This is a genomic window from Actinoplanes sp. NPDC049802 (assembly GCF_040656595.1).
Taxonomy (GTDB): Bacteria; Actinomycetota; Actinomycetes; order Mycobacteriales; family Micromonosporaceae; genus Actinoplanes.
Map to the genome: position 1 here is coordinate 24,553 of NZ_JBFAMR010000019.1, position 25,507 is coordinate 50,059.

The window sequence follows — 25,507 nt, forward strand, 5'->3', positions numbered from 1 at the left end:
GACAGGCCGCACATCGACCACTCGGCGGCTACGACCAGCGGCTGGCCGAGACCGGGCAGGCGGGTACCGGCGCCGACAGGCCGCACACCGACCACTCGGCGGCTACGACCAGCGGCCGGCCGAGACCGGGCAGGCGGGTACCGGCGCCGACAGGCCGCACACCGACCACAGCAACGTCCCCATCAGCGCATCCTTTCACCAGCCCGGATAGCGATCCCCCCAGTGCGGATCGTCGCCCGGGGTGTACTCGGTGCCGGACGGCTGGTCGACGAACTCGGCGATGAGGTCACGAGCCAGAACGTCGGCGACCCATGCCAGCTCCAGCCGGGAAACCCAGCCGACCGGCAAGGCGTCAGCTCCGTGGGCAGCGCCCAGCAGAGCACCGGCGACCGCAGCGACGTGGCTTCCGCTTCCGTTGCCGCACGACGCGGCGAAGAGCAGGGCATCACGGATCTGGTCGCGTCCGGGGAAGCAGAGCGCCACATAGACGCCTCCGGCCAGCACGGCCGCAGCCCGGGCATCGGGTACGAGTTGAGCCAGCCTCATGGCCTGCCGTGGCTGGGATCGTGCGGCTTCCACGGCAGCGGCGACGGGCGACTCGACCGGCTGCTTCAGGAAGCTCATACTCTCCCATTGCGACTGCTGCACGGCCTCCTCGATGCCCTGCCCCTTGGCGATGCCGGCGATGATCGCCGCGCTGAGGGCAGCCGCGTGGACCGCCTCCCCGGCGTGAGTGGTCGCAGCGATCTCCGCGGCGAGACGGGCCGGCTCCGGAACCCACTCGGCGGTGAGCCCGACGGGAAGGACGCGGGTCAGCGCATGCGCGCCGATGCTGTCCCCGGCCGGCTTGTCGATTTCGCCCATGGTGCGGTTCTGCAACGCGGTGACAGTGGCCGGCGCCGAACCACGCCGAGCGGCCAGCACCGGCACCTGAGCGAGCCAGCCGTCGGGCCAGTTCTCCTTCTGCCGTGGCTTGAAACCGGGGATCCCCTGCATGACGGCCCAACGTGTGTAGGCATGCCAGACGACGCTCGGCGGGTGGCAGATGCCCCGGTGAGTGGCGCGGACGTGCGCTCGAATCACACCTTCGATCGTGAAGCAGGCGAGCTGGGCGCCGGTGGTGGCGCTCAACGGGCCGGCGGACGGCACCTCGGCGCCGACGGCACCGATCGCGTCACCAAGCACAAGCCCGAGAACGCATCCCCGCGCCGTCGATATCTGCTTCGTCGTCACCGTGGTCACGCGGAGGAGCATAGAGAGGCGATCTTCCGCCGAACGGTGGATATCCCCGACAAGACGGTTCTCATCGACGCCCTTCCCTGCGGCTGGGGCGGCAGCCACCATTCTGATCATGGCTGCAGTTCGAGGTTGAGACGGCGGGTGTAGTGGGCTCGTCTTGCTCGCGCCTGGTGCCGGCGTCGCCAGCATGACCAGCGCAGACGGTGGGCGACGACGCTGCGGGTGGCCTGGATGGGCAGGACGTTGATGAGGCACCGGATCTCGTTGCTGGTCAGCGGGATCATGTCCGGATGTTGCTGGTTGTCGCTCCCCGGTCCGCAACCCGGTGAGTGACCGGCTACGGCATCCCCGTGCCGTGGCCGTGGAACACCCCGGCCGGTCGGGACGCACCGCGTCCACCGGCCGGGCCCTCCGAGCCAACGAAGAAGGTATCTCGGCCACGTCGCTCGTTGATGGGTCGGCCCGGTGTGGCAGGCACGTCAACGAGCGGCGATCTATTCGTGGCCTGTTGGTCAGCGGGTGAAAGCACCAGCGAACGCCGCCATCATCTCCTCGCCGCCGGCCCGGCTCATCGCCACGAACAAAGCACCGGCCAGCTCCGCTTCGAGCGGATCATCGACCTCGGCCAACGCGGACGCGTCATCGACCAGGCCGGTCAGCATCCGTTCGGGGTCCGGTCCGCCTTCTGCGCAGCCGGGGCAACCGCACGCCTGCTCCCCGTGCCGGGCACGATGGTGAGATCTGGGCGGCGGGCCCGGCTGGTTCCCCGCTTTGCGGGGCGTCGGCTTCGAGAACTCATCGCGCCAGTCTGCCGAACAGCCGATGCTCGTCGGGTGACCACCCGCCGCCGGGCGATTGCCCGCTGCGCGGCTATTCCGGCGATGACTCGGCGAGTAGATCGTGACGCCACGCCGCGAACCGGGTCCGCATCTCGTCGAGGTCTTGGCCGGTGATGCCGTACTGGGCGAAATTCGCCGGGTCCAGCAGGCGGCCTGTCCGAGGGCTGCGGCGAAAATGCGCCGGTCGAAGCCGGACTTGGCGGTTTTCGCTCATTGACTACGGTCCGGGTGTACGCGTCGAGCGCCCTCGCCCGGCTCCGAGTGGAAGCGACCAACGTAGGAGAGGTTGATGAACGACGAGATGCTGCGTGACGCGCTGACGTCCATCGCCGACCGGGCGCACGATCCGGGGCCGGTGGCCGCCGGGATCGCAGCCCTCGCTCGGGTGCGCCGGCAGCGGCGGGGGCTGCTGGTGGCCGCCGCGGCGGTGGCCGGGACGGCCGCGGGGACGGCGGTGCTCCTCCGGCCGGCCGCGGAGAGGGCGGCGCCGGTCGCCGCGCCGCCCACCCCGTCGCCGACGGTTTCGAAGACTCCCGCCGAGACCCGGGTTCCGCTGCTCTACCGGGTGGGCTGGGTGCCCACGGGTTATGCCGAGACCGGCCGCACCGCCACGCTTCCCGGCACCGGCCCGGGCCGGCAGACCCGGTCGTGGCAGCGCGGCGACGACGACACCGACCTGATCCACCTCTTCCTTCAGCCACGTACGGAGGACGCGCTGGCCGGCCGCACCCAGGGCACGATCGGTGGCCGCCGCTGCTGGCAGACCACCGATCCGGAGCAGCCCCTCCAGATCTTCCTCGACGCCGGTGACGGAATGCTGCTGGGCGTCTTCGTCGTCAAAGCCGCCGACCGGGCCAAGACCGCCCGGCGCGTCGCCGACTCGATCGAGCCGGACGGCGCGTCGGTCTGTGCCGTGTCGCTGGTCTTCGGGTGGCTCCCGGAGCGGCTCACCGGACCGGTCACCGCGTCCATCAACGGCGACCGGTCCGGTTGGACCGAGTCGCTGAGCCTGGAGTCCGGCGAGGGGCGGCTCGACGTGACCCTGCTGCGGGAGGTCTCGACGCCCAAGGGCGAGCCCGCCACCCTGCGGGGCGTACCGGGAACGGTGCTCATGGGCGGCGAGATCCAGGACTGCGGGGACGCGATCTCCCCGCCGCCGGACGATCCGGCGGCCACCTGCCGCGGGCGGGTCGCCTCCTCGGCCCGGATCGATCTGGGCGGGACCCGGATCCTGCGGGTGACGACCCGGGCGGAGGTGACCCGCGAGGAGCTGATCCGGATCATGAACGAGCTGGTCCTCGGGCCGAAGCCGGACGTCAGCTGGCTTCCTCGCTGATCTCCAGCCGGGGCGTCCCCTGGTCACAGCCGGTGAGCTCGACCTCGACCTTCACCTTGCCGCGCACCGAGCGGAACTCGCCCTCGTCGTCGTCCTGGTCGTGGACCGCGAACCCCTGCGCCGGGGACATCGACAGGATCCGTTCGCAGTCGGCCACCACGGTGCCGCCCCGGGTCGGGAACGACCGGCCCCGGGCGGTGGCGGTGGATGACGTGGCCGGCGGCGGGGTAGGCGAGGCGCCGCCCAGCCCGTCCAGCGCCCGTTCCACCTCGTCCTCGCTGATCGGGGCGCCCTGCCGGGACACCAGACCGGACCCGACCAGGCCGATCCCGACGACCCCGACCAGCACGGCGAGCACCGCCGCGACGATCCATCCCGCGACGATGACCAGGGGCAGCCGGCCGAACCGGTCCATGAGGCGCACCCCGCCACTATCCGCCGCCGGACGATAAGCCGGGCACCGCACACCGCTAAGGGACGGTTAAGAAGCACGGTTGCGGCGGATCCAGCGGTTACCGTGCAGCCGTGGCGAGACTCCTGTTGATCGAGGACGATCCGGCGATCCGTACCCCGCTGCTGCGTGCCCTCCGGGAACGCGGCCACGCGGTCGCGGCGTCGGCGGCCGCCATGGAGGGTTTGCAGACCGCCCTCGCCGAGCGGCCGGACCTGATCGTCCTCGACCTGGGCCTGCCCGACCTCGACGGGCGGGAGCTGCTGCGCATGCTGCGGGCGGTCAGCCGGATCCCGGTGATCGTGGCGACGGCCCGTGACGAGGAGACCGAGATGGTCCGGCTGCTCGACGCCGGAGCCGACGACTACGTGGTCAAACCGTTCACCGCGGCGCAGCTCGACGCGCGGATCCGGGCGGTGCTGCGGCGCGGCGCCGGGCCCGGGGAACCGCCGCCGGTGCTCGAGGTCGGTGGGCTGCGCATCGACCAGGCGGCCCGCTCGGTCACCCTCGACGGGGCGGCGGTCGAACTCACCCCGCGCGAGTTCGATCTGCTGCACCATCTGGCCTCGCACGCCGGTCAGGTGGTCACCAAACGGGAGTTGCTCAGCGAGGTGTGGCAGGTGCCGTACGGCGGGGCCGACAAGACCGTCGACGTGCACCTGTCCTGGCTGCGGCGCAAACTCGGCGAGACCGCGCAGGAGCCGCGTTATCTGCACACCGTCCGTGGGGTCGGGGTCAGACTGAGCGAGCCGGCGTGAGAGCCCGCCTCACTCTTCTGGTCGCCGCCACCACGGTGCTGGTGCTGCTGGCGTTCCTGGTGCCGTTGGCGCTGCTGGTCCGGCAGGTGGCCGCCGACCGGGCGCTGAGCCGCGCCGACGACGTGGTCCAGTCGATCGTGCCGCTGGCCGGGGCCGGCGACACCGACGGGTTGCGGCTCACGGTGTCGGCTCAGCCCGTACCGGTGACGGTTTTTCTGCCCGACGGCAGCGTTCTCGGCGCTCCCGCCGCGCCCACCGCGGCGGTCCGCCTCGCCGCCGCCCGCCGCGAGGCTCTCACCGTGATCACCGACGACGGTCAGGAGCTGGTGGTGCCGGTGCTCGGGGCGGCCGGGGTCACGGTGATCCGCACCGTGGTCACCGACGCCGAGCTGACCCGGGGTGTGACCCGCGCGTGGGCCACCCTGGCCGGGCTGGGCGCCGCGCTCGTGCTGCTGGGCCTGTTCGTCGCCGACCGGCTGGCCCGCGCCATCATCGCGCCGATCACTCAGCTGTCGGCGGTCTCGCTGCGGCTCGCCGGCGCCGAGCTGACCGCCCGCGCCGACCCGGCGGGCCCGCCAGAGTTGCGTGAGGTCGCCGGGGCGCTCAACCATCTCGCCGCCCGCATCCAGGAGTTGCTCGCCACCGAACGCGAACGTGTCGCCGACCTCTCCCACCGCCTGCGCACCCCGCTGACCGCGCTGCGCCTGGAGGCCGAGTCGCTGCGCGACCCGGAGGAGTCGGCCCGGGTGGCGGCCGCCGCCGACGAGGTCGCCCGTGTGGTCACCGCCGTCATCCGGCAGGCTCGGCGGGCCGGTGCGCCGGCCGCGACCTGCGACGCGACCGCCGTGGCGACCGATCGGGTGGCGTTCTGGGCGGTGCTTGCCGAGGACACCGGGCGCGACGTCCGCCGGGATCTGCCGTCCGGGCCGGTGCCGGTCGCGGTCGCCGCCGACGATCTGGCCGCCGCGCTCGACGCGCTGCTCGGCAACGTGTTCGCTCACACCCCGGACGGGACGCCGCTGGCGGTCACTCTCGCCGCCCGGCAGGGTGGCGGTGCGGTCCTCACCGTCGCGGATCGGGGACCCGGCTTCCCGTCCGGAGGCGCCGCGCGGCGCGGCGCCTCCGGTGGGGATTCCACCGGGCTCGGGCTGGACATCGCCCGGCAGGTGGCGGCCGTCTTCGAGATCAACCCTCCGGGTTCCGGCGGGGCGGTGGTCCGGCTGGAGATCGCCGGTCCCTGACTCCTGCCGGGTACGCGCGCCGCTTCCGGTTCGCACACGGTGTACCCGGAACCGCGTCAGTCGTCGTCGCGACCGTTGTCGTCGTCGTCGCTGTCGTTGTCGTCGCTGTCGCTGTCGTCGCTGTCGCTGTCGTCGTCGGTCTCGTGCCGGGTGACCTCGCCGGTGGTGGCGTCCACGTCCAGGTCGTGTTCGACGCCGCCCGCCAGCACGTCCACCTCCCAGACGAGCCGGCCGTGCTCGGTCTCCTGCTCGACCGATTCGACGGTCCCGCCCGGCACGGCGCGCAGGGCGATGGCCCGGGCCTCGTCGGCGGTCACGTCGCCACCGGCCGGCGCGGTGGAGCTTCCGGCCGGGCTGGGCGCACCGCTCGGACCCGCCGGCTCACTCACCGTAGTCGATGGTGAGACAAGCGCCCCCGGCCGCACGCCCTCGGCGCCGCCCGCCAGCGCGGCTCCCCCGAAACCCAGCACGACCAGCGATCCGGCGGCGAACACCGCCGCGGTTGCCGTCCTGTTCATGGCTTTCCCCTCCTGTCGTCTCGGACCGGGTCACCTTCCCGCGGGGATCGCTATGGGCACGCTGTGTGAACGTTAAGGCCGGGATAAGCTCAGGCGACGCCTTGCGCGAGGAGCACCCCGTCGACGTAGGCGTGGACCGGCTGGTCCCGGAGCCCGGCGAACAGCAGCTTCCGGTGGTGCTCGATCGTCACGTAATGCCGCTCCTGGACCCCGACCACGAAGTCGTACCGCTTGACCAGCTCGGCGGACGCGACCTTCACGGTGCGCACGACGTCGTACCCGTCGACCGTGATGGACAGCCCGCCCCAGAACTTGTTGAACGAGAACACCACGGTGTGGCGCTCCTCCGCCCCCACATCGAAGCTCATCTTCATCCCGGCACTGTACGAAGCCCGGTCGACCGGCTCCGTCCCGCTGAGCCGGAAGCGGTCGGCGAGGTTCGCGGCGCGGATCACCTACCGGGGCGAACGCTGACAGGATGATCAGGTGAGCACTCTGATCGAGCCGTGGCAGCGCCCGGCGTTCCGCCCCACCGGCCGGCCGGCGTCGGCGATGTTCGTCGTCTTCGCCGAACAGGACGTGCTGAGTGGCCTCGACCTCAAGGTCGGCGCCCCGCCGTCGGCGCCGATGGCCGCTCTGGACCTGCGCCAGCACCGGCAGGAGGATGATCCGGAGTGGTTCGACGGGTGGCGTTCCGGCCCGCTGCGGGAGGCCGCGGCCCGGGAGCTGCCCGGCGCGGACCGTCTGGACGCCGCGAGGTGGTGCTATTCGGTGCGGCTGATCGTGGACGACCCGGCCGACCTGACCCATCTCCAGCTGGGCTGGGCGGTGGCCGGGCTGCTCGCCGAGGCGGGCGCGTTCGCCGTGCTGGATGTGTATACGCACATCTGGCACTCCGGTGACGCGGTGGCCGGACTGGACCCGCACCGGCCGTTCGTGATCCAGCACGATGTCGGTCTGGTGGCGGAGAGCGGCAGCCGTCCCGGTTTCGGTCATCCGGTGCACACCCGAGGGATGATCAAGTTCGGTCGTCCGGATCTGATCGCCGGTGTCCCGCCGGAGCGGATCGAGGAGACCGCCATGATCCTCAACCATCTGGCCCGGATGCTGGCCGAGGGACACGACTTCGAGGTCGGCCAACTGTTCCGCATCGACGGCGAGCGCACCCTCCGGGTCGGCGCCTACCAGGGCGAACCCGACGTGGGCCTGATCGGCGACGGCCTGCTCCTGATCGACGTGTGACCGCCGGGGCGGCGATGTCACCCGGCTCGGGGACCGGTCCGGGATTCCCCCGCCGCCGGGCCGTCGCGCTGGTTAGGGTCTGCCCTGCCGGTCACGGGGCCGGTGGCGTGGCCCGGGCGCCGCCTGTCGGCGCCCGCGGCGGGTCAGGCCCGGGTCACCGCGCCCCTACACCGCCGAGAGGACGTCCGCCTTGTCGTTCCCGGTCACGATCGTCACGCCCGTGGACGGCCCGGCCGGCACGCACCGGCCGCTGGAGCTGCTCGAAGCGGCCCTGCTGAACGCCGGCCTGGAGCTTCGGCGGGTTCACGACGAGGGGCGGTACACCGCACGCCTGGGCATGCTGGCGCACGCCGCCCGGTCGAGTTCGGCCGTCCTGTACGAGCTGCGCCTGACCGTGCGCCGCTCCCCCGACGAACCGGAGGAGCCCGCCGACATCGCCGCCGTCCGCGCCGCGGCCGAGTTCGTTGAGGCCGTCCGGGCACACAACGACCGGGTTCCGATCCTGCTCGTCGGCGAGCAGTTGACGGCGCGGCGGGTTCCGCAGTCGGTGCTGTCCCGGATCGACGGGGTCGTCAACGCGTACGAGGACACCCCCGACTTCGTGGCCCGCAAGATCCAGCGGGAGGTGAACCACTACCTCGGCCGGCTGGCCCCACCGTTCTTCGCGGCGCTGATGCGGTACGCGAACGACGGCGCCTACTCGTGGCACTGTCCCGGACACTCCGGCGGCACGGCATTCCTGAAAAGCCCGGTCGGCACCCTCTTCCACGAGTTCTTCGGGGAGAACCTGCTGCGCGCCGACGTGTGCAACGCCGTCGAGGAGCTGGGTCAGCTGCTCGACCACACCGGCCCGATCGCCGACAGCGAGCGCCTGGCCGCCCGGACGTTCCGCGCCGACCACCTGTACTTCGTCACGAACGGCACCTCCACCTCGAACAAGATCGTGTGGAATTCGCTCGTCGGGCCGGGCGACATCGTCGCGGTGGACCGCAACTGCCACAAGTCCGTCCTGCACGCGATCGTGCTCACCGGGGCCGTACCCATCTATCTGATGCCGACCCGCAACAAGGCCGGCATCATCGGGCCGATCCCGCGCAGCGAGTTCACCGAGGCGGCGCTGCGCGAGAAGATCGAGGCCAGCCCGCTGATCGCCGACAAGAGCAAGCCGATCCGCCTGCTGACACTGACCCAGTCCACCTACGACGGGATCATCTACCGCGCCGACGAGCTGCGGGCGAGTCTCGACGGCGTCGTCGGCGCCCTGCACTTCGACGAGGCCTGGCTGCCGCACGCCGGTTTCCACGAGCTGTACGAGGGCATGCACGGTGTCGCCAACGACCGCGACCGCACCGCCGGCACCGTCGTCTACTCCACCCAGTCCACCCACAAACTGCTGGCCGGGCTCTCCCAGGCGTCGCAGATCCTCGTGCAGGACACCGCCGGCGGGCACTTCGACGAGCGGGTCTTCGCCCAGGCGTACCGGATGCACACGTCCACGAGCCCGCAGTACGCCATCATCGCCAGCTGCGACGTGTCCGCGGAGATGATGGCCGGCCGGCGGGGCCGCGCCCTGGTGGAGGAGACCATCACCGAGGCGATGGAGTTCCGGCGCACCATCATCCGGATCGGTACGGAGCGGCCGGAATGGTGGTTCGGCGTCTGGGGGCCGGACACGCCACCGCGTACCGGTCTGCCGGAACGCTCCGAATGGGAACTCACCGCGGACGCCGGCTGGCACGGCTTCGACCGGATCGACGACGGCTTCACGATGCTCGACCCGATCAAGGTCACGCTCACCACACCGGGGCTGACCGTGGACGGGCGATACAGCGACCCGGGCATCCCCGGCGTGGTCCTGGCCCGCTACCTGGCCGAACACGGCGTGGTGGTGGAGAAGACCGGCCTGTACTCGCTGTTCGTCCTCTTCACCATCGGCATCACCAAGGGCCGCTGGAACTCCCTGGTCGCGGAGTTGCACCGCTTCAAGAGCGCCTACGACGGCAACGCGGCCATCGAGCGCCTGATGCCGGCTTTCGCCGCGACCTTTCCGGGGTACGCCCGCCTCGGCCTGAAGGACCTCTGCGACGCCCTGCACCACACCTACCGGGACGCCGACCTGGCCGAACTCACCACGGCGATCTACACGGAGCCGGCCGAACAGGTGACCCTGCCCGCCGACGCGTGGGCGGCCATGGCGGCCGGCCGGGTGGAGCACGTGCCGGTGCGGGAGCTGGCCGGCCGCACCACCGCGGTGCTCCTCACCCCGTACCCGCCGGGGATCCCGCTGCTGGTCCCGGGCGAGCGCGTCAGCCCGTCGATCGTCCGTTTCCTCCGGCACGAGCAGATCCTGGCCGAACGCTGGCCCGGCTTCACCGGCATCACCCACGGCATCGCCGCCGACGACACCACCGGCCACCGCACCGTCGCCTGCCTCCGCTGACCCCATCCCGGTGCGCGTGCCCCCGCCCGGCTGGGCCCATCACCTGCCCCGCTGACCCATTTCCGGTACGCGTGACCCCGCCCCGCCCGATTCGGCCCGTCCCGTCCGTACGGCGCGATCTCGCTGCCCAGGCACGCCCCGTGCCGCGCCCACCGGGCTGAGCTCGATGGCCCGGCCCGGGGCCGGGTTCGGGTCCGCAGGGCGCTGAAATTCATGATCTGGAAGCTGCCGGGTCGCTCTACGATGGCGCGATGCGGAAGATCCCCACCCTGTTCCAGCGTGATCCGCAGGACCGTAGGCGCGTCCTGCCCGAGGCCGACCCCGAGTGCCGGTGGGTCCTCGACGGCGAGGGGGTCGCCACCCGCAAATACGACGGCACCTGTGTGCTGCTCGACGCGGACGGCACGTGGTGGGCGCGGCGCGAGGTGCGGCCGGGCCGGACCCGCCCACCCGGCTACCGGCCGGTGATGACCGACGAGGTCACCGGCAAGACGATGGGCTGGGAGCCGATCGCGCAGTCCGCCTACGCGAGGTACCACGCCGAGGCCGCCGCCTCGTTCACCGGCGCACCGGGCACCTACGAGCTGATCGGCGAGAAGATCAACGGCAACCCCGAGGGTGTACGCGGACACGCGCTGGTGGCGCACCACGACGCCGAGCGCCTGGACGTGCCCCGCGACCTGGACGGGCTGCGGTCGTGGCTGCTGGCGCACCCGAAGTTCGAGGGCGTCGTCTGGCACCACCCGGACGGCCGCCGGGCAAAGATCAAGTACCGCGATTTCGCCTAGCTAGGTGAGGATCTGCTCGCGCAGGATGTCGGCGTGCCCGCAGTGCTGGGCGAATTCTCGCAGCGCGTGCAGGTAGATCCAGCGCAGCGGCAGCGGCCCGCGCCGGTTGCCGGTGACGACGTCGTCCAGCCCGAGCGGCGCGGTGGCCTTCCGGGAGGCCGCGCAGGTCTCCCGGTACTCGGCGAGGACGCTGTCGATGGTGTCCTCGGCGGTCAGGACGAACGACTCGTCCGGAGTCGCCGGGATGCCGATCTCCTCCCGGGAGCGCCCGGTGATCGCCTCGTCGAACCACACCTTCTCGACGAAGGTGGCGTGCTTGACCAGCCCGAGCAGCGTGGTCCGGGACGGCACCAGACGCCGCCGGGCCTGCTCCTCGGTGAGACCGTCGAGGCAGTCGTGCAAAGCCTGACGGTGCTCGTCGAGGAAGAACTCCCACTGCTCGCGCAGCGATCCGCCGATCACGTCGTCCATGGACATGAGTTCACGCTATCCGGAGGATCACCCGGAACCGGAGCCGGCCGGTCGAGGCGCCTTCCCGGCGGGTGAGCGGCGTGGCGGGTCTGGTCGCGGCGGTGCTTGTCACGCGTACGGGATCAGGGTTTTGAAAGGAAGATGTCGTCGACGGCACCGTGGAACTGGTCGTTGTGGGCGTGGGCGCTCTTGCCGCCGATGTTGAGGGACATGGCGTTGTCGACGCGCAGCCCCGGCGGGATCCGGACGGCGGCGTGCGGCGAGCCGTCGACCAGCAGGATGAGGTCGGTACGGGTCCGGCGGCACTCGAGCCGGTGCCAGTCTCCGTCGGCCACCCCGATCGGGGCGAGCGCCACGTGGATGGCCCGGGAGTCCTCGCCGCGCATGACGCAGCTGGGGTGCCCGCGCCGGCCGTCGATCTGGAGTTTGTACTGGCTGCCCTCGGCGGCGTAGCCCTTCTGGAGCACGTTCTGGCCGGCCGTGGTGTCCCGGGCGGACAGCCGCACGGTGGCGCCGTAGCTGAACGGCGCGGCGCCCGGGTTGAGCGCCGGTGTGCTGGGCACCCGCAGGATGAGCCGCGGGCACGGCTCGCGGTCGCACGGCCGTGGGAACTGCACGGCCCGGCCGGCGCCGTGCGGGACGCGTCGTGGGCGGGCCCGGTTGCCGCCGAACGGGGTCAGGTGATGTCCGTGCCGCGAGACGTCGTCCCACGGGCGCGGGCCGTCGAAGTCGTAGCCGGCCAGCAGCAGCGGCGGCGGGACGGGCGGCGCCGCCGGGGTGACCCAGACGGCGGGCGCCGGCCCGGCCGGGCGAAGGGCGGTCCCGGCCGCGAGCACGGCGGCCGGCAGCAGCACCAGCAGGGCGATCACCGCGGCTCGGCGGCGGGTCAGCGTCGAGGGCACATACGATCAAACGCGCCCGGAACCCTCCGGTGGCGGGCGGGAGTCATCCTGTGGGTGTGCGGTTCATTCTCAATGTTCTCTGGTTCATCTTCGGCAGCGGCTTCGTCCTGGCGATCGGGTACGGTCTGGCCGCGCTCGTCTGCTTCGCGCTGATCGTCACGATCCCGTTCGGGGTGGCAGCGCTGCGGCTCGCCGTCTACTCGCTGTGGCCCTTCGGCCGGACCGTGGTCAGCAAGCCGGACGCCGGGGTGGCGTCCGGTCTCGCCAACATCCTCTGGGTGGTGCTGGCCGGCTGGTGGCTGGCCCTCACCCACCTGGTCGCCGGTGTCGCGCAGTGCGTCACGATCATCGGCATCCCGTTCGGGATCGCGAATTTCAAGCTGGTCCCGGTGGCGTTCTGGCCGCTGGGCCGGGAGATCGTGGACCTGGACTGATCTAGAGGGGGCCGGTGGGCAGCTCCCGTCGCACCAGTTTGCCGGTCGGGTTGCGCGGCAGGTCGTCGACGAAGATCACGTCCCGGGGCACCTTGTAGCGGGCCAGGTTGGCGCGGACGAACTCGCGGATCTCCTGCGGGTCCCGGGCGGAGTCCTCGGTCGGGACGATGAAGGCCCGCAGCCGGGTGCCGAAGTCCGGGTCGTCGACGCCGATGACCGCGGCGTCCATCACGTCGGCCCGCTCGGCGAGGAGGTTCTCCACCTCGAGCGGGTAGACGTTCTCCCCACCGGAGATGATCATGTCGTCGTCGCGGCCGTCGATGTAGAGCAGTCCGTCGGCGTCGAAGTGTCCCTGGTCGCCGGTGGCCATGAAACCGTCGATGATCTGCTTGTGCTGCCCGTCGGTGTAGCCCTCGAACGGGATGCCGGTACGGACGAAGACCCGGCCCTTGGTGTCCGGCGCGCTGATCCGGCGGTCCTCGGCGTCGTAGAGCGCCACCTGCACCGTCACCGGCGGTTTCCCCACCGTGCCGGGGGATTTGCGCAGCTCGTGCGGTTGGGCCACGGACGCGACCGCCACCTCGGTGGAGCCGTAGACGTTGTAGAGCACGTCGCCGAAGGTGTTCTGGAAGCGGACGCACACCTCCGGCGGCAGGGCCGACCCGGCCAGGAAGACGGTCTTCAGCGAGGACGTGTCGTATTTGGCGATCACGTCCGGGCCGAGGGCCAGGATCCGGTTCAGCATGGTCGGCACCGCGACCAGCATGTGCGCCTTGTGGTCGGCGATCGCGGCGAGGATCCGCTCGGGGTCGAAGCGGCGCAGCAGCACGGCGTGGTTGGCCAGCGACAACCCGACCGTCCAGGCGCCGAACCCGGTGGCGTGGAACAGCGGGGACGCGATCACCGCGGTGCCCTGCCGGGGGAAGTCGATGCGGTCCGCGATGACGGCGCTGGCCAGCGGCGACACCTTGGTACGCGGCGCGCCCTTGGGCAGCCCGGTGGTGCCGCTGGTGAGGATGATGAACCCGCCCGGCTTCTCCGGGATCGGCAGCGGGACCGTGGTCGGCTCGGCGGCCGTGAACTCCTCGACGCTGAGCAGTCCCGGTGGCCGTTCGTAGCCGTCGTCCTCCCAGCTGAGGTACCGCGGGATGTCGTCCGGCAGGGCGTCGACGGCGTCGGCGAACTCGCTGTCGTACATCAGGAAGCGGACGTTCTCCCGCTTGATCACCTCGGCGAGCTGGGAGGCGGCGAGACCGGTGTTGAGCATCGCCAGCCGCAGCCCGGCCCGGGCCGTGCCGGCGATCGCCAGCGCCAGCCCGCGATGGTCCCGGGCCAGCACCCCGATGATCGACTTCTCCGGCAGGCTGACCTTGCGCAGGGCGTGCGCGAGGGCGTTGGAACGCTGGAAGAACTGCAGGTAGGTCCAGGTGCCGCGCTCGTCGGTGAGCGCCGGCAGGTCGGGGTGTTCGGTCGCGGCCTTCTCGGTGAGGGCGGCCTGGGGGCCGAGCTTGGCGTTGTTGCCGGCGGCCTTGATCAGCCGGTCCGGGCGCAGAAGGTTGACGATTCCTATCTGGTGCATCCGCAGAACCGCTTGCAGCGTGCTCAACTGTTCAGCCCTTCCATATGGGGTGGTTCACGACGGGGGGCGGTGGCCTTCGAAGGGGCGCGGTTCTCGGCGTACGCGCGGATGCCCTCGACGGCGTCAGCGGACCCGATCACCTCGCCGGCGATGTCGGAGAGCCGGTCGAAGGCCTCCGCGGCGCCCCAGTCGCGGTGTTCGTCGACGATGCGTTTCGAGAGCAGGACGGCCAGGGGCGCGTTGGCGGCGATGTCGTGGGCCAGTTCCAGGGCGGTGTCGAGGGCCTTGCCCGGCGGCGTGACGCGGTTGATCAGGCCCAGCTCGTGCAACCGGCGGGCGGGCATCAGCTCACCGGTGAGGGCCAGTTCCAGGGCGGTGCTGCGGGGCAGGCTGCGGGCGAGGCGGAGCACCCCTCCCGCGACGGCGACCAGGCCTCGTTTGACCTCGGGGATGCCGAACGCTGCGTCCTCCGCGGCGACGATCAGGTCGGCGGCGAGGGCGAGTTCGCAGCCGCCGGCCAGGGCCGCTCCCTCGACCGCGGCGATCAGCGGTTTGGTGGGTGGTTTCGCGGTGATGCCGAGCAGGCCGCGGCCCTCGGTGACCGGGTATTCGCCGCGGGCCGCGGCTTTGAGGTCCATGCCGGAGCTGAACACGGTGTCCGAGCCGGTGAGGACGGCGACCCTGGCCTGCGGGTCGGCCTCGAAGTCGTCGGCCGCCTTCTCCAGCGCCCGGGCGGTGGCCAGGTCGATGGCGTTGCGCACGGCCGGGCGGTTCAGCTTCCAGACAGTGACCGGGCCGTGCCACTCGACGATCAGCGGCGGTTCCGGTGGCGGCGGCAGCTCGTGCCGCCCACGGTCGGCCACGGTGAACCGGTCGCCGTCCACCTCCAGCTCCCAGAATTCCGATATTTCAGAAATGTCGGAAGTGCGGAGGACGACGCGATCACCCGACGGCGTGATGGCGGTGACGATCATCGCGGCCGGCGACCCGTCCCGCTCATAGGGCACGGTGTACGCCTCCACGATCGCCGGACCGGTGTGCGACCGCAGCGCACGGCGGGCCGGCGGCCGGGGCAGCCGGGGGTCGGCGTCGATGTCCCGGTAGGCGGCGCGCGGCGGACGGGCCGACAGGACGGTCGCCGCGTGCTTGGTGAGATACCAGCCCAGAGCGGTGGCCAGTCCGTAGCTGTCCGGCTCGGCACGCAGCAGCGGGACCAGGTTGGCGACCGCGTGGCTGGTGTAGTTGTTGCCCGGCCCGCCGGCGAAGGTCAGCCCGCCGGTCACGGTGAGCGGCCGGTCCGGGTCGTCGATCGGCAGCCCCAGTTCCCGGGCGGCGATCTGTACGGCGGACGGGAAGCACGCGTACAGGTCGATGTGCTTGACGTCGTCGATGCCGATCCCGGTGTGCCCGAGGACGGCGTCGCCGATCGCCCGGATGGCGGGTGAGGCGGCCAGGTCGGCGCGCTCGGTGACGTACCACTGTTCGGTGGCGTGCGCCCCGGCGTGCACGAAGATCCAGCGGTCCTGGCCGATCCCGGCCTGCTGTGCCGCGGCGGCGCTGCACACGATGAGGCCGGTCCCCTGGTTGACCTGAAGGTTCGCGGTGAGCAGCTTGGGATAGGGCGCGGAGATCATCCGGTTGGCGGCGGCCGGGGTGGCCAGTTCCTCCGCGGTGTGCGGCGCCGGCTGCCAGGCGTGCGGGTTGCCGGCGGCGATCTCCGAGTAGCCCGCCCAGAGGCGGGTGATCCGGTCCAGGTGTTCGTCCGGCGTGTGGCCGAGGCTTGCGCGGACGGCGGATTCGATCAGGGCGTACAGGTAGATCGGCGCGACCAGGCCGGCGGCCGTCTCCGGCTCGTTGTTGGCCGGGGCGTCGCTGCCGATCACGCGGGCCGGCGTGGCGCCGTCCGGCTGGGTGGGCCAGTCGAGGGCGGCGGAGGCACGCTCGGCGGCCGCCGCGGTGGCGGCCGCCTCCGCCCCGCCGACCAGCGCGATCGAGGCGCGCCCCTCGGCGATGGTCGCGGCCACGTCGTTGAGCAGCCGCAACGAGCCGTCGCCGCCGAAGATGGTGGTCTGCACGGTCTCGGCGGGGTGGGCGCCGACCGCGGACGCCAACAGAGCCGCCCCGTCCGGGTACTGCCAGGAGACGCTCGCGACGTAGCCGGAGAGATCCGCCTGCGCGAGGATGCCCGGGGCTCCGGCGTCGGCGGCGGCCAGCCGCAGCGCGCGGGCCGCGAGGGAGACCGGGTCACCGTCGGTGGGGTCGGTGGATCGCTCGGAGACCTGTCCCACCCCGACGATCACCGGCGTCCAGGGGTCGATGTCGGCGCCGGTGCGTTCCCAGCGGATCGGCGCCGGCTTGTCGCGGCTCGTTCTCGGCGCGACCCTCGATTCGGTACGCCGCACCGGCTCGGCCCGCGCCGACGAGGCCACCTTCCCGAGCTCTGCGAGCGATCTGCGCATGGCGTCGGCGAGGTTCCGGGCGACCATCGGCCCGAGCGGACCGTCCGCCGACCCGCCCTCGACGCCGCCGTCGAAGCGGACCAGCGAGCCGGTCGCGGACGGCGCCACCGACAGGTAGAAGCCGACCTCGATGCCCATCGGCGCGGTGCCCTCGAACCAGACGGCCCGGTCCTCGACGACGCCGGTGACCGTCCAGCGGACCTCGCTCGGCACCCCCATCAGCTTGATCCGCTGCCGGAATCGCACCCCGTCGGCGAACTCGGCGGGTGGCGCTCCGATCCATCCGGTGTGCTGGAGCACCCACTCGGGCATCCGGGCCGGGTCGGCGAGCACCGCGAAGACCTGCCGGGGGTGGGCGTTCGCCTCGACCGCGACGCTGCACGGGTACGCGAACGTCCGGGGCGGTTCGACCGCCGGCGGCTCGTCCGGCGCGGGCCGGCGACGGCTCAGCGCGGTGATCGCGGCCGCTCGCGCGACGGCGAACATCCGGGTGAGATTTCCAGCGGGCATCGACACTCCCCTAACAGTCTGGCCTGACGGTAAAGGGGTGACCTGGGTCACGGCAAGTGCCTGCCCAACCCTGACAGCCGGCTGTATGGACGCAACTAACCGTCAGGTCGTACGGTAAAGCGGTGAAACGAACGCAGGCGCAGCGCAGAGAGGCCACCCGGGCCAAGGTCCTGGAGGCCACGCTGCAGTGCCTGGTCGAGCGCGGCTACGCGGAGACCTCCACCGCCGAGGTCCTGGCCCGCGCCGACGTGCCCCGCGGCACGCTGCTGCACCACTTCCCGACCAAGGTCGACCTGCTGGTCGGCGCGGTGCAGTATGTGGCGGGCCGTCGCGTGGAGTCGCTGACCGCCGAGCTCGCCGCGATCCCGCCCGAGGCCGACCGCCTCGACGCGCTGATCGACATCATCTGGCGACACTTCTCCTCGCCGCTGTTCTGGGCCGCGCTCGAGTTGTGGAACGCGTGCCGTACCGACGCCGAGCTGCGCGCCGCGCTGCTCCCGGTGGAGAAGGAGATCTTCACCGTTCTGCACGACCGGGCCCGCGATCTGCTCAGCGACAGCTCGCCCGGTGATCCCCGCGTGCCGACCGTGGTCGAGTTCAGCTACGAGGTCCTCACCGGCCTGGCCATGACCGGCATCGTCAGCGGCGATCTGGGCCGCCGTGAGCTGCTCATCCGCCGCTGGAAACGGGCGGCCGCCATCCTGCTCGGCCACCGTGATCCGTCCACCCTGGTGGAACGTCCCCGCTCAAAGGAGAGTTGATGTTCGACACCCCGGAACGTCTCGCCCTGGCCGCCTCCACGAGACAGTTCGTCACCCGGGAGATCCTGCCCCACCTGACCGACTGGGAGCGGGCCGGCGAGATCCCCCGTGACGTGCACACCCGCCTCGCCAAAGCCGGGCTTTACGGCATCGGATTCGGCGAGGAGGTGGGCGGCGACGGCGGCGACACGGTCGACACCGTCGTCTCCACCGAGGCGTTCCTGGAGGCGGGCGGCTCGTCCGGCGCCCACGCCTCGCTGTTCACCCACGGGATCGCGCTGCCGCACATCATCGCCTCCGGGGACGCCGCCCTGATCGACCGATTCGTCCGCCCGACCCTGGCCGGGGAGAAGATCGGCGCCCTCGGCATCACCGAGCCGGAGGCCGGATCCGACGTGGGCTCGCTGCGCACCACCGCGGTCCGTGACGGCGACTCGTACGTGGTGAACGGCGCCAAGATGTTCATCACCTCCGGGGTCCGGGCCGACTTCGTCACCACCGCGGTGCGCACCGGCGGCCCGGGCGCGTCCGGCATCAGCATGCTGGTGATCGAGAAGGGCACACCCGGTTTCACGGTGTCCCGCAAGCTCGACAAGATGGGCTGGCTCTGCTCGGACACCGCCGAGCTGTCCTTCACCGACTGCCGGGTGCCGGCCGCCAACCTGGTCGGCCCGGAGAATTTCGGGTTCGCGCTGATCGGCCAGGCGTTCGTGTCGGAGCGGATCATCGCGGCGGTGCACGCCTACGCGGTGGCGCAGCGCTGCCTCGACCTCACGCTGGAGTACACCCGGTCCCGGGAGACGTTCGGCCGTCCGCTGATCAGCCGCCAGGTGGTCCGGCACAAGCTGGTCCAGATGCGGCAGCGCATCGACCTGGCCCGGCAGTACACCCGCTGGCTGGCCGGTCGGCACGCCGCCGGTGAGCCGATGATCGGCGAGGTGTGCCTGGCCAAGAACGCCGCGGTCGAGGCCTGCAAGTACGTGGTGGACGAGGCGGTCCAGCTGCACGGCGGGATGGGGTACATGCGCGAGTCGGAGGTGGAACGGCACTACCGGGACACCCGGATCCTCGGCATCGGCGCCGGGGCCAGCGAGATCATGACCGACCTGGCCGCGAAGATGTTCGGCTACCAGTGACGTGATCCCGTCGCGGGGACCGCGGCCGTTGCCGTGAGCGCGCAAGACCGATAGACCTGCGTGCATGACTGATACGGACTGGGTGCCGGCCGGCATCGACCGGAGCCGGCCGAGCACCGCCCGGGTGTACGACTATTTCCTCGGCGGCACCCACCACCTGGAGGTGGACCGGGAGCTGGCCCGGCAGATCGAGATGATGACGCCGGACATCGGCGAGACGATGCGGGCCAACCGGGTGTTCCTGCGGCGGGCGGTGCGGTTCCTGACCGGGTCGGGCGTGCGGCAGTTCCTGGACATCGGGTCCGGCATCCCCACCGCCGGCAACGTGCACGAGATCGCGCAGGCGGAGGCCCCCGGGTCGGCGGTGGTCTACGTCGACGTGGACCCGGTGGCGGTGGAGCACAGCCGGGCGATCCTGGCCGGCGTGGCGGGCACCGGGGTGATCTGCGCCGACGCCCGGGACACCGACCGGATCCTGCACGAGACCGCCCGGCTCGGCCTGATCGATCTCCGCCGGCCGGTGGCCGTGCTGCTGGCCGGGGTGCTGCACTTCGTCCCGGACGCCGACGACCCGGCCGGCCTGGTCGCGACGCTGCGGGCGGCCGTCGGACCGGGCAGCTTCCTGGTGGTCTCGCACGCCACCGCGGACGGGCAGCCGCCCGAGGTGCTCGACGCGCAGCGGCTGTCGGCGCGTACCGGCACCGGGATCGTGCTGCGGTCGCACGCCGAGATCGCCGCCTGGTTCGCCGGGTTCCCGCTGGTGGAGCCGGGTCTCGTGCATCTGCCGTTGTGGCGGCCCGAACCGGGCGAGACGGTGCGGAGCCCGGAGCGGTACGGCGCCTACGCCGGAGTGGGCGCCGCCTGAACCAAGGCGTCGAGGAGTTTCTCGATGGTCCCGGGAAAGGCCGAGTTGTACATCGACGGCAGGTGCTCGCGAACCAGGTGCACGTTCGGGTACCCGTCGGCGGGCAGTGCGGCGTAGACCCGGGACCACGCCTCCTGCTCGGCCGCCTCCTGCTCGTCGGTGAGCTCGGCCGCGTCGACCGCCGCCACGGCCAGGACGGTGTCGACGAAGTCGCGGTAGTGGCGGACCGCGTCGGCCGGGGCGAACCCGGCGCTCAGCATGATCCCGATGCCGGTGTCGACGACCCGCATCTCGTGCGGGCCGGCGGTGACCCGGATCGCCCGGAGGTGGGCGAGCCGCGGGTGCTGCCGCATCGACCGGCGCAGCGAGTGGGCGAGGTCACGCAGCGAGTCGACCCAGTGGTCGCGCATCACGAAGGCGGCGATGGCGTCACCGATCAGTCGGTCGGCGACGGCCAGCAGCAGCGCGTCCAGATCCCGGAAGTAGCGGTACACGGCGGTCGGGTCGGCGCCCAGTTCGGCGCCGAGGCGGCGGAGGCTGAGACGGTCGCCACTGGGCGACTCGATGAGCCGCAGGGCCGCGTCGACGATCAGGTCCTCGGTCAGCACCACTCCGCTGCGGGTTTTCCGGCGGCGGGCGCCGACGCTGCGCACACGCTCCACTCCTGACACGTCACCACCTTAGAGCGCCCTTATGTCAACGCATTGACATAAGGGTGGGGCGTCGGCATCCTCTGTTCACGAGGCCCACACCGGCTGACACCGGGCGGTCTCGAGAGTTGGAAGGGACTCACCATGGCGGCCGTACCCCCCGCTTACGATCAGGACATCCGCACCGACGAGAAACGCATCCGCAAGGCCCTCGACGGCGCGGTCCGCACCCCCTTCTGGCTGGAGGACCCCGGTCGGCCCACTCCCGAGCCCGCCCTGAACGGCTCGACCGAGGCCGACCTGCTGGTCATCGGCGGCGGCTACTGCGGGCTCTGGACCGCCCTGACCGCCAAGGAGTCCGACCCCTCCCGCGACGTCGTGCTCGTCGAGGGCAACGAGATCGCGTGGGCGGCCAGCGGGCGCAACGGCGGCTTCGTCGAGGCCAGCCTCACCCACGGCACCGAGAACGGGCGCCGTCACTTCGCCGACGAGCTGCCCATCCTGGACGACCTCGCCGCGGAGAACTTCGCCGGATTCGAGAAGGCGCTGATCCGGCACGGCATCGACGCCGAGTTCCGGAAAGAGGGCGTGCTCGCCGTCGCCACCGAACCGCACCAGGTCGAGGAGCTGCGCGCCGCCGCCACCGCGTCGACCACCTACTACGACCGGGAGCAACTGGCCGCGCTGGTGCGCTCGCCGCTCTACCGGGCCGGGCTCATGCAGCACGAGGGCGCCGCCCTGGTGCACCCGGCCAAGCTGGCCTGGGGGCTGAAGGCGGCCTGCCTGCGGCTCGGCGTGCGGATCCACGAGAACACCCCGGTCACCGACATCAAGGACCAGGGCGCCACGATCCGGGCGTCGACGTGGGCGGGGAGCGTCCGCGCCCGCAAGGTCGCCCTCGCCACCAACGGCTTCCCGTCCCTGCTCAAGCGCAACCGCCTGCTGACCGTGCCGGTCTACGACTACGTGCTGATGACCGAGCCGCTGACCGCCACCCAGATCGAGGAGATCGGCTGGACCAGGCGGTTCGGCATCTCGGACACCTCGCGGCAGTTCCACTACTACCGGATGACCTCGGACAACCGGATCCTGTGGGGCGGTTACGACGTCATTTACCACAAGGGTGGCGCGATCCGGCCCGAGCACGATCAGAATCCGGAGACGTTCGCCCGGCTCGCCGACCACTTCCTGCGGACGTTCCCCCAACTGGGCGACATCCGGTTCAGCCACGCCTGGGGCGGCATGATCGACATGTGCACCCAACTGGCCGCGTTCCAGGGCCGGGCGATGGGCGGCAAGGTGGCCTACAGCAGCGGTTTCACCGGCCTCGGTGTGGCCGCCACCCGCTACGGCGCCACCGTGATGCTGGACCTGCTGGACGGGCGCGACACCGCGCGTACCCGGATGAAGATGGCCCGGCGCAAGCCGCTGCCGGTGCCGCCGGAGCCGGTGCTCTACCCGGCCGTGCAGCTCATCCGGGGCGCCATCGCCCGCGCCGACCGCAGCGGCCGCGACGGCCTCATCCTGAAGGCGGCCAACGCCGTCGGCTTCTCGTTCGACTCCTGACGCGCGGTCGTGGGGCCGGTCCGTCCAGGGCCGGCCCTCACGCGCGGTAGCCCGGCTCCACCTCGCGGACGCAGTGCTCGGCCTCCTCGGCCGGCACACCGAGGCCCAGCAGCGCCGACATCGCGTCACCCGGCTTGGCTCCGCCGTCGACGACACTCATCCCGCCCGCGCCGCGCACCAGATGAAGCCGGAACCTCGCCCCGGTCCACTCCACCCGCACCGCGGTGACCGGACCCTCTGCTGGATCACCCATGCCGATCATCCTAGGCACCCGCCTCCGATCCTCCGCAGTCAGTCACCCTCCCGTTGAACGCACGGTGAAGGTGGGCCGAACGGCTCGATTGCGGCGACGATCATCCCGCCGCGCTGGCCCCCGGGTGCCAATACATCCATGCTGATGCATTGCCGGACGCCGAGATCAACACCCCAAGCCCCCGGGGAGCCGAACTTTGTCGTCACACCAGCCGAACCACGCCCGGTCACGCCGATCGGGCTGGATCGTCCCCACCGTCGTCGCCACGGTCCTGCTGACCCTGGGCGCGGCCACCTTCGTGATCCTCACCGCCGACGACGAGGAACCCGAGCCCGCCCTGGAGACCTTCCGCCTGAACACGGCGAAACCCGGGGCGCCACCCTCGCAGCCGCTCGGCAAGCTCATCGAGAACACGCCGGAGCCGGACGGCAGCACCGTCGGCGTCACCTGCTTCCTCGGCCGCAACGTCGGCCCGCGCGAGTCGTTCACCTTCGCTCCCGGCGCCGGCGGACGGCACGACTTCAGCGGCGCGTGGCAGAAGAACGGCCAGTTCTGTGATGTCACCGCGGTCGACGGCGAGCCCCAGGAGGTCGTCAGCCCGGCCAGCGACCTGGAGGCCACCGCGCTGCAGGCCAGCGACTACGCCGACGACGACATCGCCGACCTGTTCGCCGTCTGCGCCGACGTCAACCCGAACGAGGAATACCTGGAACCCGGCTACGCCATGCCGGTCCGTCAGTCCCGCGAGATGAGCGGCGCGCTGGTCCTCTGCCCCGATCATCCGCTGGCACCCAAGTGGCGCCTGGCCATGCAGCGCGGGCCGCGCGACCTCACCCCGGACAGCGCCGCCTTCGGCGACGGCACCCACCGCGTCGGCACGGCCGTCAAACCGGGCGCCTACACCTCGGACGACACCGACGGCTGCTACTGGGAACGCCAATCCGGCGCCGGCAAGATCGTGGCCAGCGGTTTCAGCAGACCCGGCGCCGCGCCGCGCGTGACCCTCCGCGCCACCGACCACGCTTTCCTGTCGGCCGGCTGCGGCTCCTGGTCCCGTTCATAAACCTTTTCGGTACGCCTCCGCGCGGCCCTGGCGACGCGGTCGCCACCGAGTCCGACACCAGGCCGTAACGCCCGCATCCGGCCCGGCGGCCCGCACCCCGAGCAGCCCTCGTGGGCCGAACTCTCCCGGCCCGCTTCCGGCCGTGCCCCCTGTTCGGCTGGTTGTCAGGGCTGACCCTGCTGGCCATTCAAGAAGGCTCTCTACCAGCGCATATTCAGTCCGATCCCTGGCCGCCAGGCCTCACCTCGGGGGTGCCGGGCAGCGAAAATCGGACCTGGATCAAGGATTCCATGGCCTGCGACGGCGACTACAGGGAGGTGAAGACCCATCCGCCGTGGCCTTCCCACAGGTAGCCGGCTTTCCTTAAATAGCCAGCAGGCTCAGGGCTGACCCTGCTGGCCAAATCGCCCGCCCCGCCCGCCTGCACGCCCACCGGGCGGGCGCGCACAGCACACCGACGGTGCGCCCCGAGCACCGCTGTGACAATCGTGAGCGACCGCGTAGGGCCCCGCGTGCGTGCCGAATCACTCGGCCCCGTCTGCCCGCCGGGCGGGCGCCCCAGCGCACCAACGGCGCGCCCTGCTGCCCTGCCGCCCTGCCGCCCGGTGGGCCGGCGTGCGGGGCGATGTGTGCTCGGAGAACACGACACCCGTAGTGGGTGTGACGACACCCGTTACGGGTGTCACGTCTGCCGAACACAGATAGCCGAGATCCGTGTCCCGTCTCCCCGAACGGGGACTCGTCTCTGCATCCGCTGCCAGCCGGTGAACGTGGCGGTGGTTCCGAGTGGCGGCCGGCCGATGCCACACGCTGGAGTCCAGGGAACACCGTCAGCAGCGATCGCCGAGGAACCGTCACCGGCCGGCCGGGTCGCTTCGCCGGTCTTGCCCAGCAACGAGCACACCGTCCACGCAATACCGTCTCGTCTACATGCGCAACCGCCGCAGCGGACGGATCTTCACCGGTCTTGGACCGCCGACCGCCGCCGCCACGGCCGATCGCCGTCGCCGGTCATCGAATCCCTGATCCAGGTCCGGTTTCTGCTGCCCGGCACCCGTGCCGTGAGGCCTGGCAAAGCAGGGCCGGACCGGACATGCGCTGGTAGCGAGCCTTCATTGATAAGCCAGCAGGGATGCTCCTATGGATGTCAAGCGGCGGGTTCTAGGTCTTTTGAGGTGAGTGCTGCCTCGACGCGCGTGAGACAGCGCTGGCATCCAGTCGGCGAGGGGCGGCGGGAATGCGCCGCGGAGACGGCGGCCATGGAGGGGACTGCCCGCAGCGGTAGGCGGACTGCCCGCGGCGGTGGGCCGTCAGCCGGTCAGGAGGGCGGTGAGCAGGCCACGCAGCGTACGGTCGAAAAGGTCCGGACGGCGTGGCCCGGGATCGGCGAAGGCGGCGATCAGATGAGGGAAGGCCGTCAGGTCGATCCCGCTGAAAGCGGGTGGCGGTGCGGCGCTCTCGTCGCGCGCGAAGAGCGTCACCACGCCGGTCATCATGGCCAGCGCCTCGAATTTGGCGGTGGCCGGGCACGGCACCGGCGCGAGCACGCCGAGGCAGTGGTCGAACCAGGCGAGGCCTTCCGGGCCGATGCCGGTCGGGCGGGGCAGCAGCTCGATGATCCACGTGTGCCGGCGGCACATGTCACGCTGCCGTTGAGCGAGGGCGATCAGCGCGTCGACCGGCGGCCCGGTGGGCACCGGATAGGGCCGTAGCTCACCCACCACCCGGTCGGTCATCAGGTCGAGCAGGTCGTCGCGGGACGACAGGTAGCGGTAGAGCGATCCGGCGCCGGTGTTCAGGGCGGCGGCGACCGCGCGCATCGAGACGGCGGCCAGGCCCTCGGCGTCGGCCAGGGCGATCGCGGCCGTGACGATCTCGTCCCGGGTGTGGGTGGGCTGGGGGCCGCGGGCGCCGCGGGCCGGGCGGGTCCAGATCGGAGATGCGTCGCTCATTCCCACCACTGTAAACCGCAAACCACGTTCGCAGTTTCTCTCCCAGGAGGCGGG

Annotated in this window: 25 protein-coding genes; 12 read left to right on the forward strand and 13 right to left on the reverse strand. The window is 71.6% G+C overall.

Annotated features, from left to right (window positions below):
• Window positions 1–195 precede the first annotated feature (195 nt).
• From AB0I88_RS15695 to AB0I88_RS15705, 3 genes are all read right to left on the reverse strand, one after another.
• The gene (locus tag AB0I88_RS15695) at window positions 196–1,242 is read right to left on the reverse strand and encodes an ADP-ribosylglycohydrolase family protein (RefSeq protein WP_361023752.1); all 1,047 of its coding nucleotides are present in this window, start codon (window positions 1,240–1,242) and stop codon (window positions 196–198) included.
• Between the two features lie 107 nt (window positions 1,243–1,349).
• Window positions 1,350–1,523, reverse strand: a complete 174-nt coding sequence (locus AB0I88_RS15700) for a hypothetical protein (protein ID WP_361023755.1) — start codon at window positions 1,521–1,523, stop codon at window positions 1,350–1,352.
• A gap of 228 nt (window positions 1,524–1,751) precedes the next feature.
• Window positions 1,752–1,901 carry a hypothetical protein gene (locus tag AB0I88_RS15705; RefSeq protein ID WP_361023758.1) on the reverse strand — a complete coding sequence of 50 codons (150 nt, stop codon included), beginning with the start codon at window positions 1,899–1,901 and terminating at the stop codon, window positions 1,752–1,754.
• Window positions 1,902–2,367: 466 nt separating this feature from the next.
• Between AB0I88_RS15705 and AB0I88_RS15710 the strand changes: the two genes are divergently transcribed.
• Window positions 2,368–3,414: a hypothetical protein gene (locus AB0I88_RS15710; RefSeq protein WP_361023760.1), complete on the forward strand. Its 1,047-nt coding sequence runs from the start codon at window positions 2,368–2,370 to the stop codon at window positions 3,412–3,414.
• Here AB0I88_RS15710 and AB0I88_RS15715 read toward each other — a convergent pair.
• Window positions 3,395–3,829, reverse strand: a complete 435-nt coding sequence (locus AB0I88_RS15715) for a hypothetical protein (RefSeq protein WP_361023763.1) — start codon at window positions 3,827–3,829, stop codon at window positions 3,395–3,397. The genes AB0I88_RS15710 and AB0I88_RS15715 overlap by 20 nt on opposite strands.
• Window positions 3,830–3,939: 110 nt before the next feature.
• Between AB0I88_RS15715 and AB0I88_RS15720 the strand changes: the two genes are divergently transcribed.
• Together AB0I88_RS15720 and AB0I88_RS15725 are read left to right on the forward strand one after the other, a co-directional pair.
• On the forward strand, window positions 3,940–4,623 hold the full coding sequence (locus tag AB0I88_RS15720) for a response regulator transcription factor (protein ID WP_361023766.1): 684 nt from the start codon (window positions 3,940–3,942) through the stop codon (window positions 4,621–4,623).
• The gene (locus AB0I88_RS15725) at window positions 4,620–5,864 is read left to right on the forward strand and encodes a HAMP domain-containing sensor histidine kinase (protein WP_361023769.1); all 1,245 of its coding nucleotides are present in this window, start codon (window positions 4,620–4,622) and stop codon (window positions 5,862–5,864) included. Before AB0I88_RS15720 ends, AB0I88_RS15725 begins: the two co-directional genes overlap by 4 nt.
• 56 nt (window positions 5,865–5,920) lie before the next feature.
• Here the strand turns inward: AB0I88_RS15725 and AB0I88_RS15730 are convergent, their stop codons facing one another.
• A complete protein-coding gene (locus AB0I88_RS15730; protein WP_361023772.1) occupies window positions 5,921–6,382 on the reverse strand; it encodes a PepSY domain-containing protein in 462 nt (153 codons plus the stop codon).
• A gap of 89 nt (window positions 6,383–6,471) precedes the next feature.
• Window positions 6,472–6,756 (reverse strand): hypothetical protein, encoded by a 285-nt coding sequence (locus tag AB0I88_RS15735; protein ID WP_361023775.1) that lies wholly within the window; start codon window positions 6,754–6,756, stop codon window positions 6,472–6,474.
• Between the two features lie 112 nt (window positions 6,757–6,868).
• On the opposite strand from AB0I88_RS15735, the gene AB0I88_RS15740 reads away from it, so the two are divergent.
• From AB0I88_RS15740 to AB0I88_RS15750, 3 genes are all read left to right on the forward strand, one after another.
• The gene (locus tag AB0I88_RS15740; protein ID WP_361023778.1) at window positions 6,869–7,624 is read left to right on the forward strand and encodes a hypothetical protein; all 756 of its coding nucleotides are present in this window, start codon (window positions 6,869–6,871) and stop codon (window positions 7,622–7,624) included.
• 190 nt (window positions 7,625–7,814) lie between these two features.
• On the forward strand, window positions 7,815–10,064 hold the full coding sequence (locus AB0I88_RS15745; RefSeq protein ID WP_361023781.1) for an arginine/lysine/ornithine decarboxylase: 2,250 nt from the start codon (window positions 7,815–7,817) through the stop codon (window positions 10,062–10,064).
• A 251-nt stretch (window positions 10,065–10,315) separates the two neighbouring features.
• Window positions 10,316–10,852, forward strand: coding sequence for a hypothetical protein (locus AB0I88_RS15750; protein ID WP_361023784.1), 537 nt, complete (start codon window positions 10,316–10,318; stop codon window positions 10,850–10,852).
• Here AB0I88_RS15750 and AB0I88_RS15755 read toward each other — a convergent pair whose 3' ends face one another.
• Window positions 10,853–11,323: a DinB family protein gene (locus tag AB0I88_RS15755; protein ID WP_361023991.1), complete on the reverse strand. Its 471-nt coding sequence runs from the start codon at window positions 11,321–11,323 to the stop codon at window positions 10,853–10,855.
• Window positions 11,324–11,445: 122 nt separating this feature from the next.
• Window positions 11,446–12,225: a LamG domain-containing protein gene (locus tag AB0I88_RS15760; RefSeq protein ID WP_361023787.1), complete on the reverse strand. Its 780-nt coding sequence runs from the start codon at window positions 12,223–12,225 to the stop codon at window positions 11,446–11,448.
• 50 nt (window positions 12,226–12,275) lie between these two features.
• Here AB0I88_RS15760 and AB0I88_RS15765 point away from each other — a divergent pair, with 50 nt between their 5' ends.
• On the forward strand, window positions 12,276–12,659 hold the full coding sequence (locus AB0I88_RS15765; RefSeq protein ID WP_361023790.1) for a YccF domain-containing protein: 384 nt from the start codon (window positions 12,276–12,278) through the stop codon (window positions 12,657–12,659).
• A 1-nt stretch (window position 12,660) separates the two neighbouring features.
• Here AB0I88_RS15765 and AB0I88_RS15770 read toward each other — a convergent pair whose 3' ends face one another.
• Together AB0I88_RS15770 and AB0I88_RS15775 are read right to left on the reverse strand one after the other, a co-directional pair.
• Window positions 12,661–14,238 carry an AMP-binding protein gene (locus AB0I88_RS15770; RefSeq protein WP_361023793.1) on the reverse strand — a complete coding sequence of 526 codons (1,578 nt, stop codon included), beginning with the start codon at window positions 14,236–14,238 and terminating at the stop codon, window positions 12,661–12,663.
• Window positions 14,239–14,261: 23 nt separating this feature from the next.
• Window positions 14,262–17,207, reverse strand: a complete 2,946-nt coding sequence (locus AB0I88_RS15775) for a crotonase/enoyl-CoA hydratase family protein (RefSeq protein WP_361023796.1) — start codon at window positions 17,205–17,207, stop codon at window positions 14,262–14,264.
• A 122-nt stretch (window positions 17,208–17,329) separates the two neighbouring features.
• On the opposite strand from AB0I88_RS15775, the gene AB0I88_RS15780 reads away from it, so the two are divergent.
• From AB0I88_RS15780 to AB0I88_RS15790, 3 genes are all read left to right on the forward strand, one after another.
• The gene (locus AB0I88_RS15780) at window positions 17,330–17,968 is read left to right on the forward strand and encodes a TetR/AcrR family transcriptional regulator (RefSeq protein ID WP_361023799.1); all 639 of its coding nucleotides are present in this window, start codon (window positions 17,330–17,332) and stop codon (window positions 17,966–17,968) included.
• Window positions 17,968–19,104, forward strand: a complete 1,137-nt coding sequence (locus tag AB0I88_RS15785) for an acyl-CoA dehydrogenase family protein (protein WP_361023802.1) — start codon at window positions 17,968–17,970, stop codon at window positions 19,102–19,104. The genes AB0I88_RS15780 and AB0I88_RS15785 overlap by 1 nt, the downstream gene beginning before the upstream one ends.
• Before the next feature lie 64 nt (window positions 19,105–19,168).
• Window positions 19,169–19,969, forward strand: coding sequence for an SAM-dependent methyltransferase (locus AB0I88_RS15790; protein ID WP_361023805.1), 801 nt, complete (start codon window positions 19,169–19,171; stop codon window positions 19,967–19,969).
• Here AB0I88_RS15790 and AB0I88_RS15795 read toward each other — a convergent pair.
• Window positions 19,945–20,640, reverse strand: coding sequence for a TetR/AcrR family transcriptional regulator (locus AB0I88_RS15795; RefSeq protein ID WP_361023808.1), 696 nt, complete (start codon window positions 20,638–20,640; stop codon window positions 19,945–19,947). The two genes, AB0I88_RS15790 and AB0I88_RS15795, sit on opposite strands and share 25 nt — an antisense overlap.
• Window positions 20,641–20,763: 123 nt before the next feature.
• Here AB0I88_RS15795 and AB0I88_RS15800 point away from each other — a divergent pair, with 123 nt between their 5' ends.
• Entirely contained in the window at window positions 20,764–22,185 is a 1,422-nt protein-coding gene (locus tag AB0I88_RS15800) for an FAD-dependent oxidoreductase (RefSeq protein WP_361023811.1), read from the forward strand.
• 37 nt (window positions 22,186–22,222) lie between these two features.
• On the opposite strand, the gene AB0I88_RS15805 is transcribed toward AB0I88_RS15800, so the two are convergent.
• Entirely contained in the window at window positions 22,223–22,438 is a 216-nt protein-coding gene (locus tag AB0I88_RS15805; RefSeq protein WP_361023814.1) for a hypothetical protein, read from the reverse strand.
• A gap of 196 nt (window positions 22,439–22,634) precedes the next feature.
• Between AB0I88_RS15805 and AB0I88_RS15810 the strand changes: the two genes are divergently transcribed.
• Window positions 22,635–23,501, forward strand: coding sequence for a hypothetical protein (locus AB0I88_RS15810; protein WP_361023817.1), 867 nt, complete (start codon window positions 22,635–22,637; stop codon window positions 23,499–23,501).
• A 1,310-nt stretch (window positions 23,502–24,811) separates the two neighbouring features.
• On the opposite strand, the gene AB0I88_RS15815 is transcribed toward AB0I88_RS15810, so the two are convergent.
• Window positions 24,812–25,453: a helix-turn-helix domain-containing protein gene (locus tag AB0I88_RS15815; RefSeq protein WP_361023820.1), complete on the reverse strand. Its 642-nt coding sequence runs from the start codon at window positions 25,451–25,453 to the stop codon at window positions 24,812–24,814.
• Window positions 25,454–25,507 lie beyond the last annotated feature (54 nt).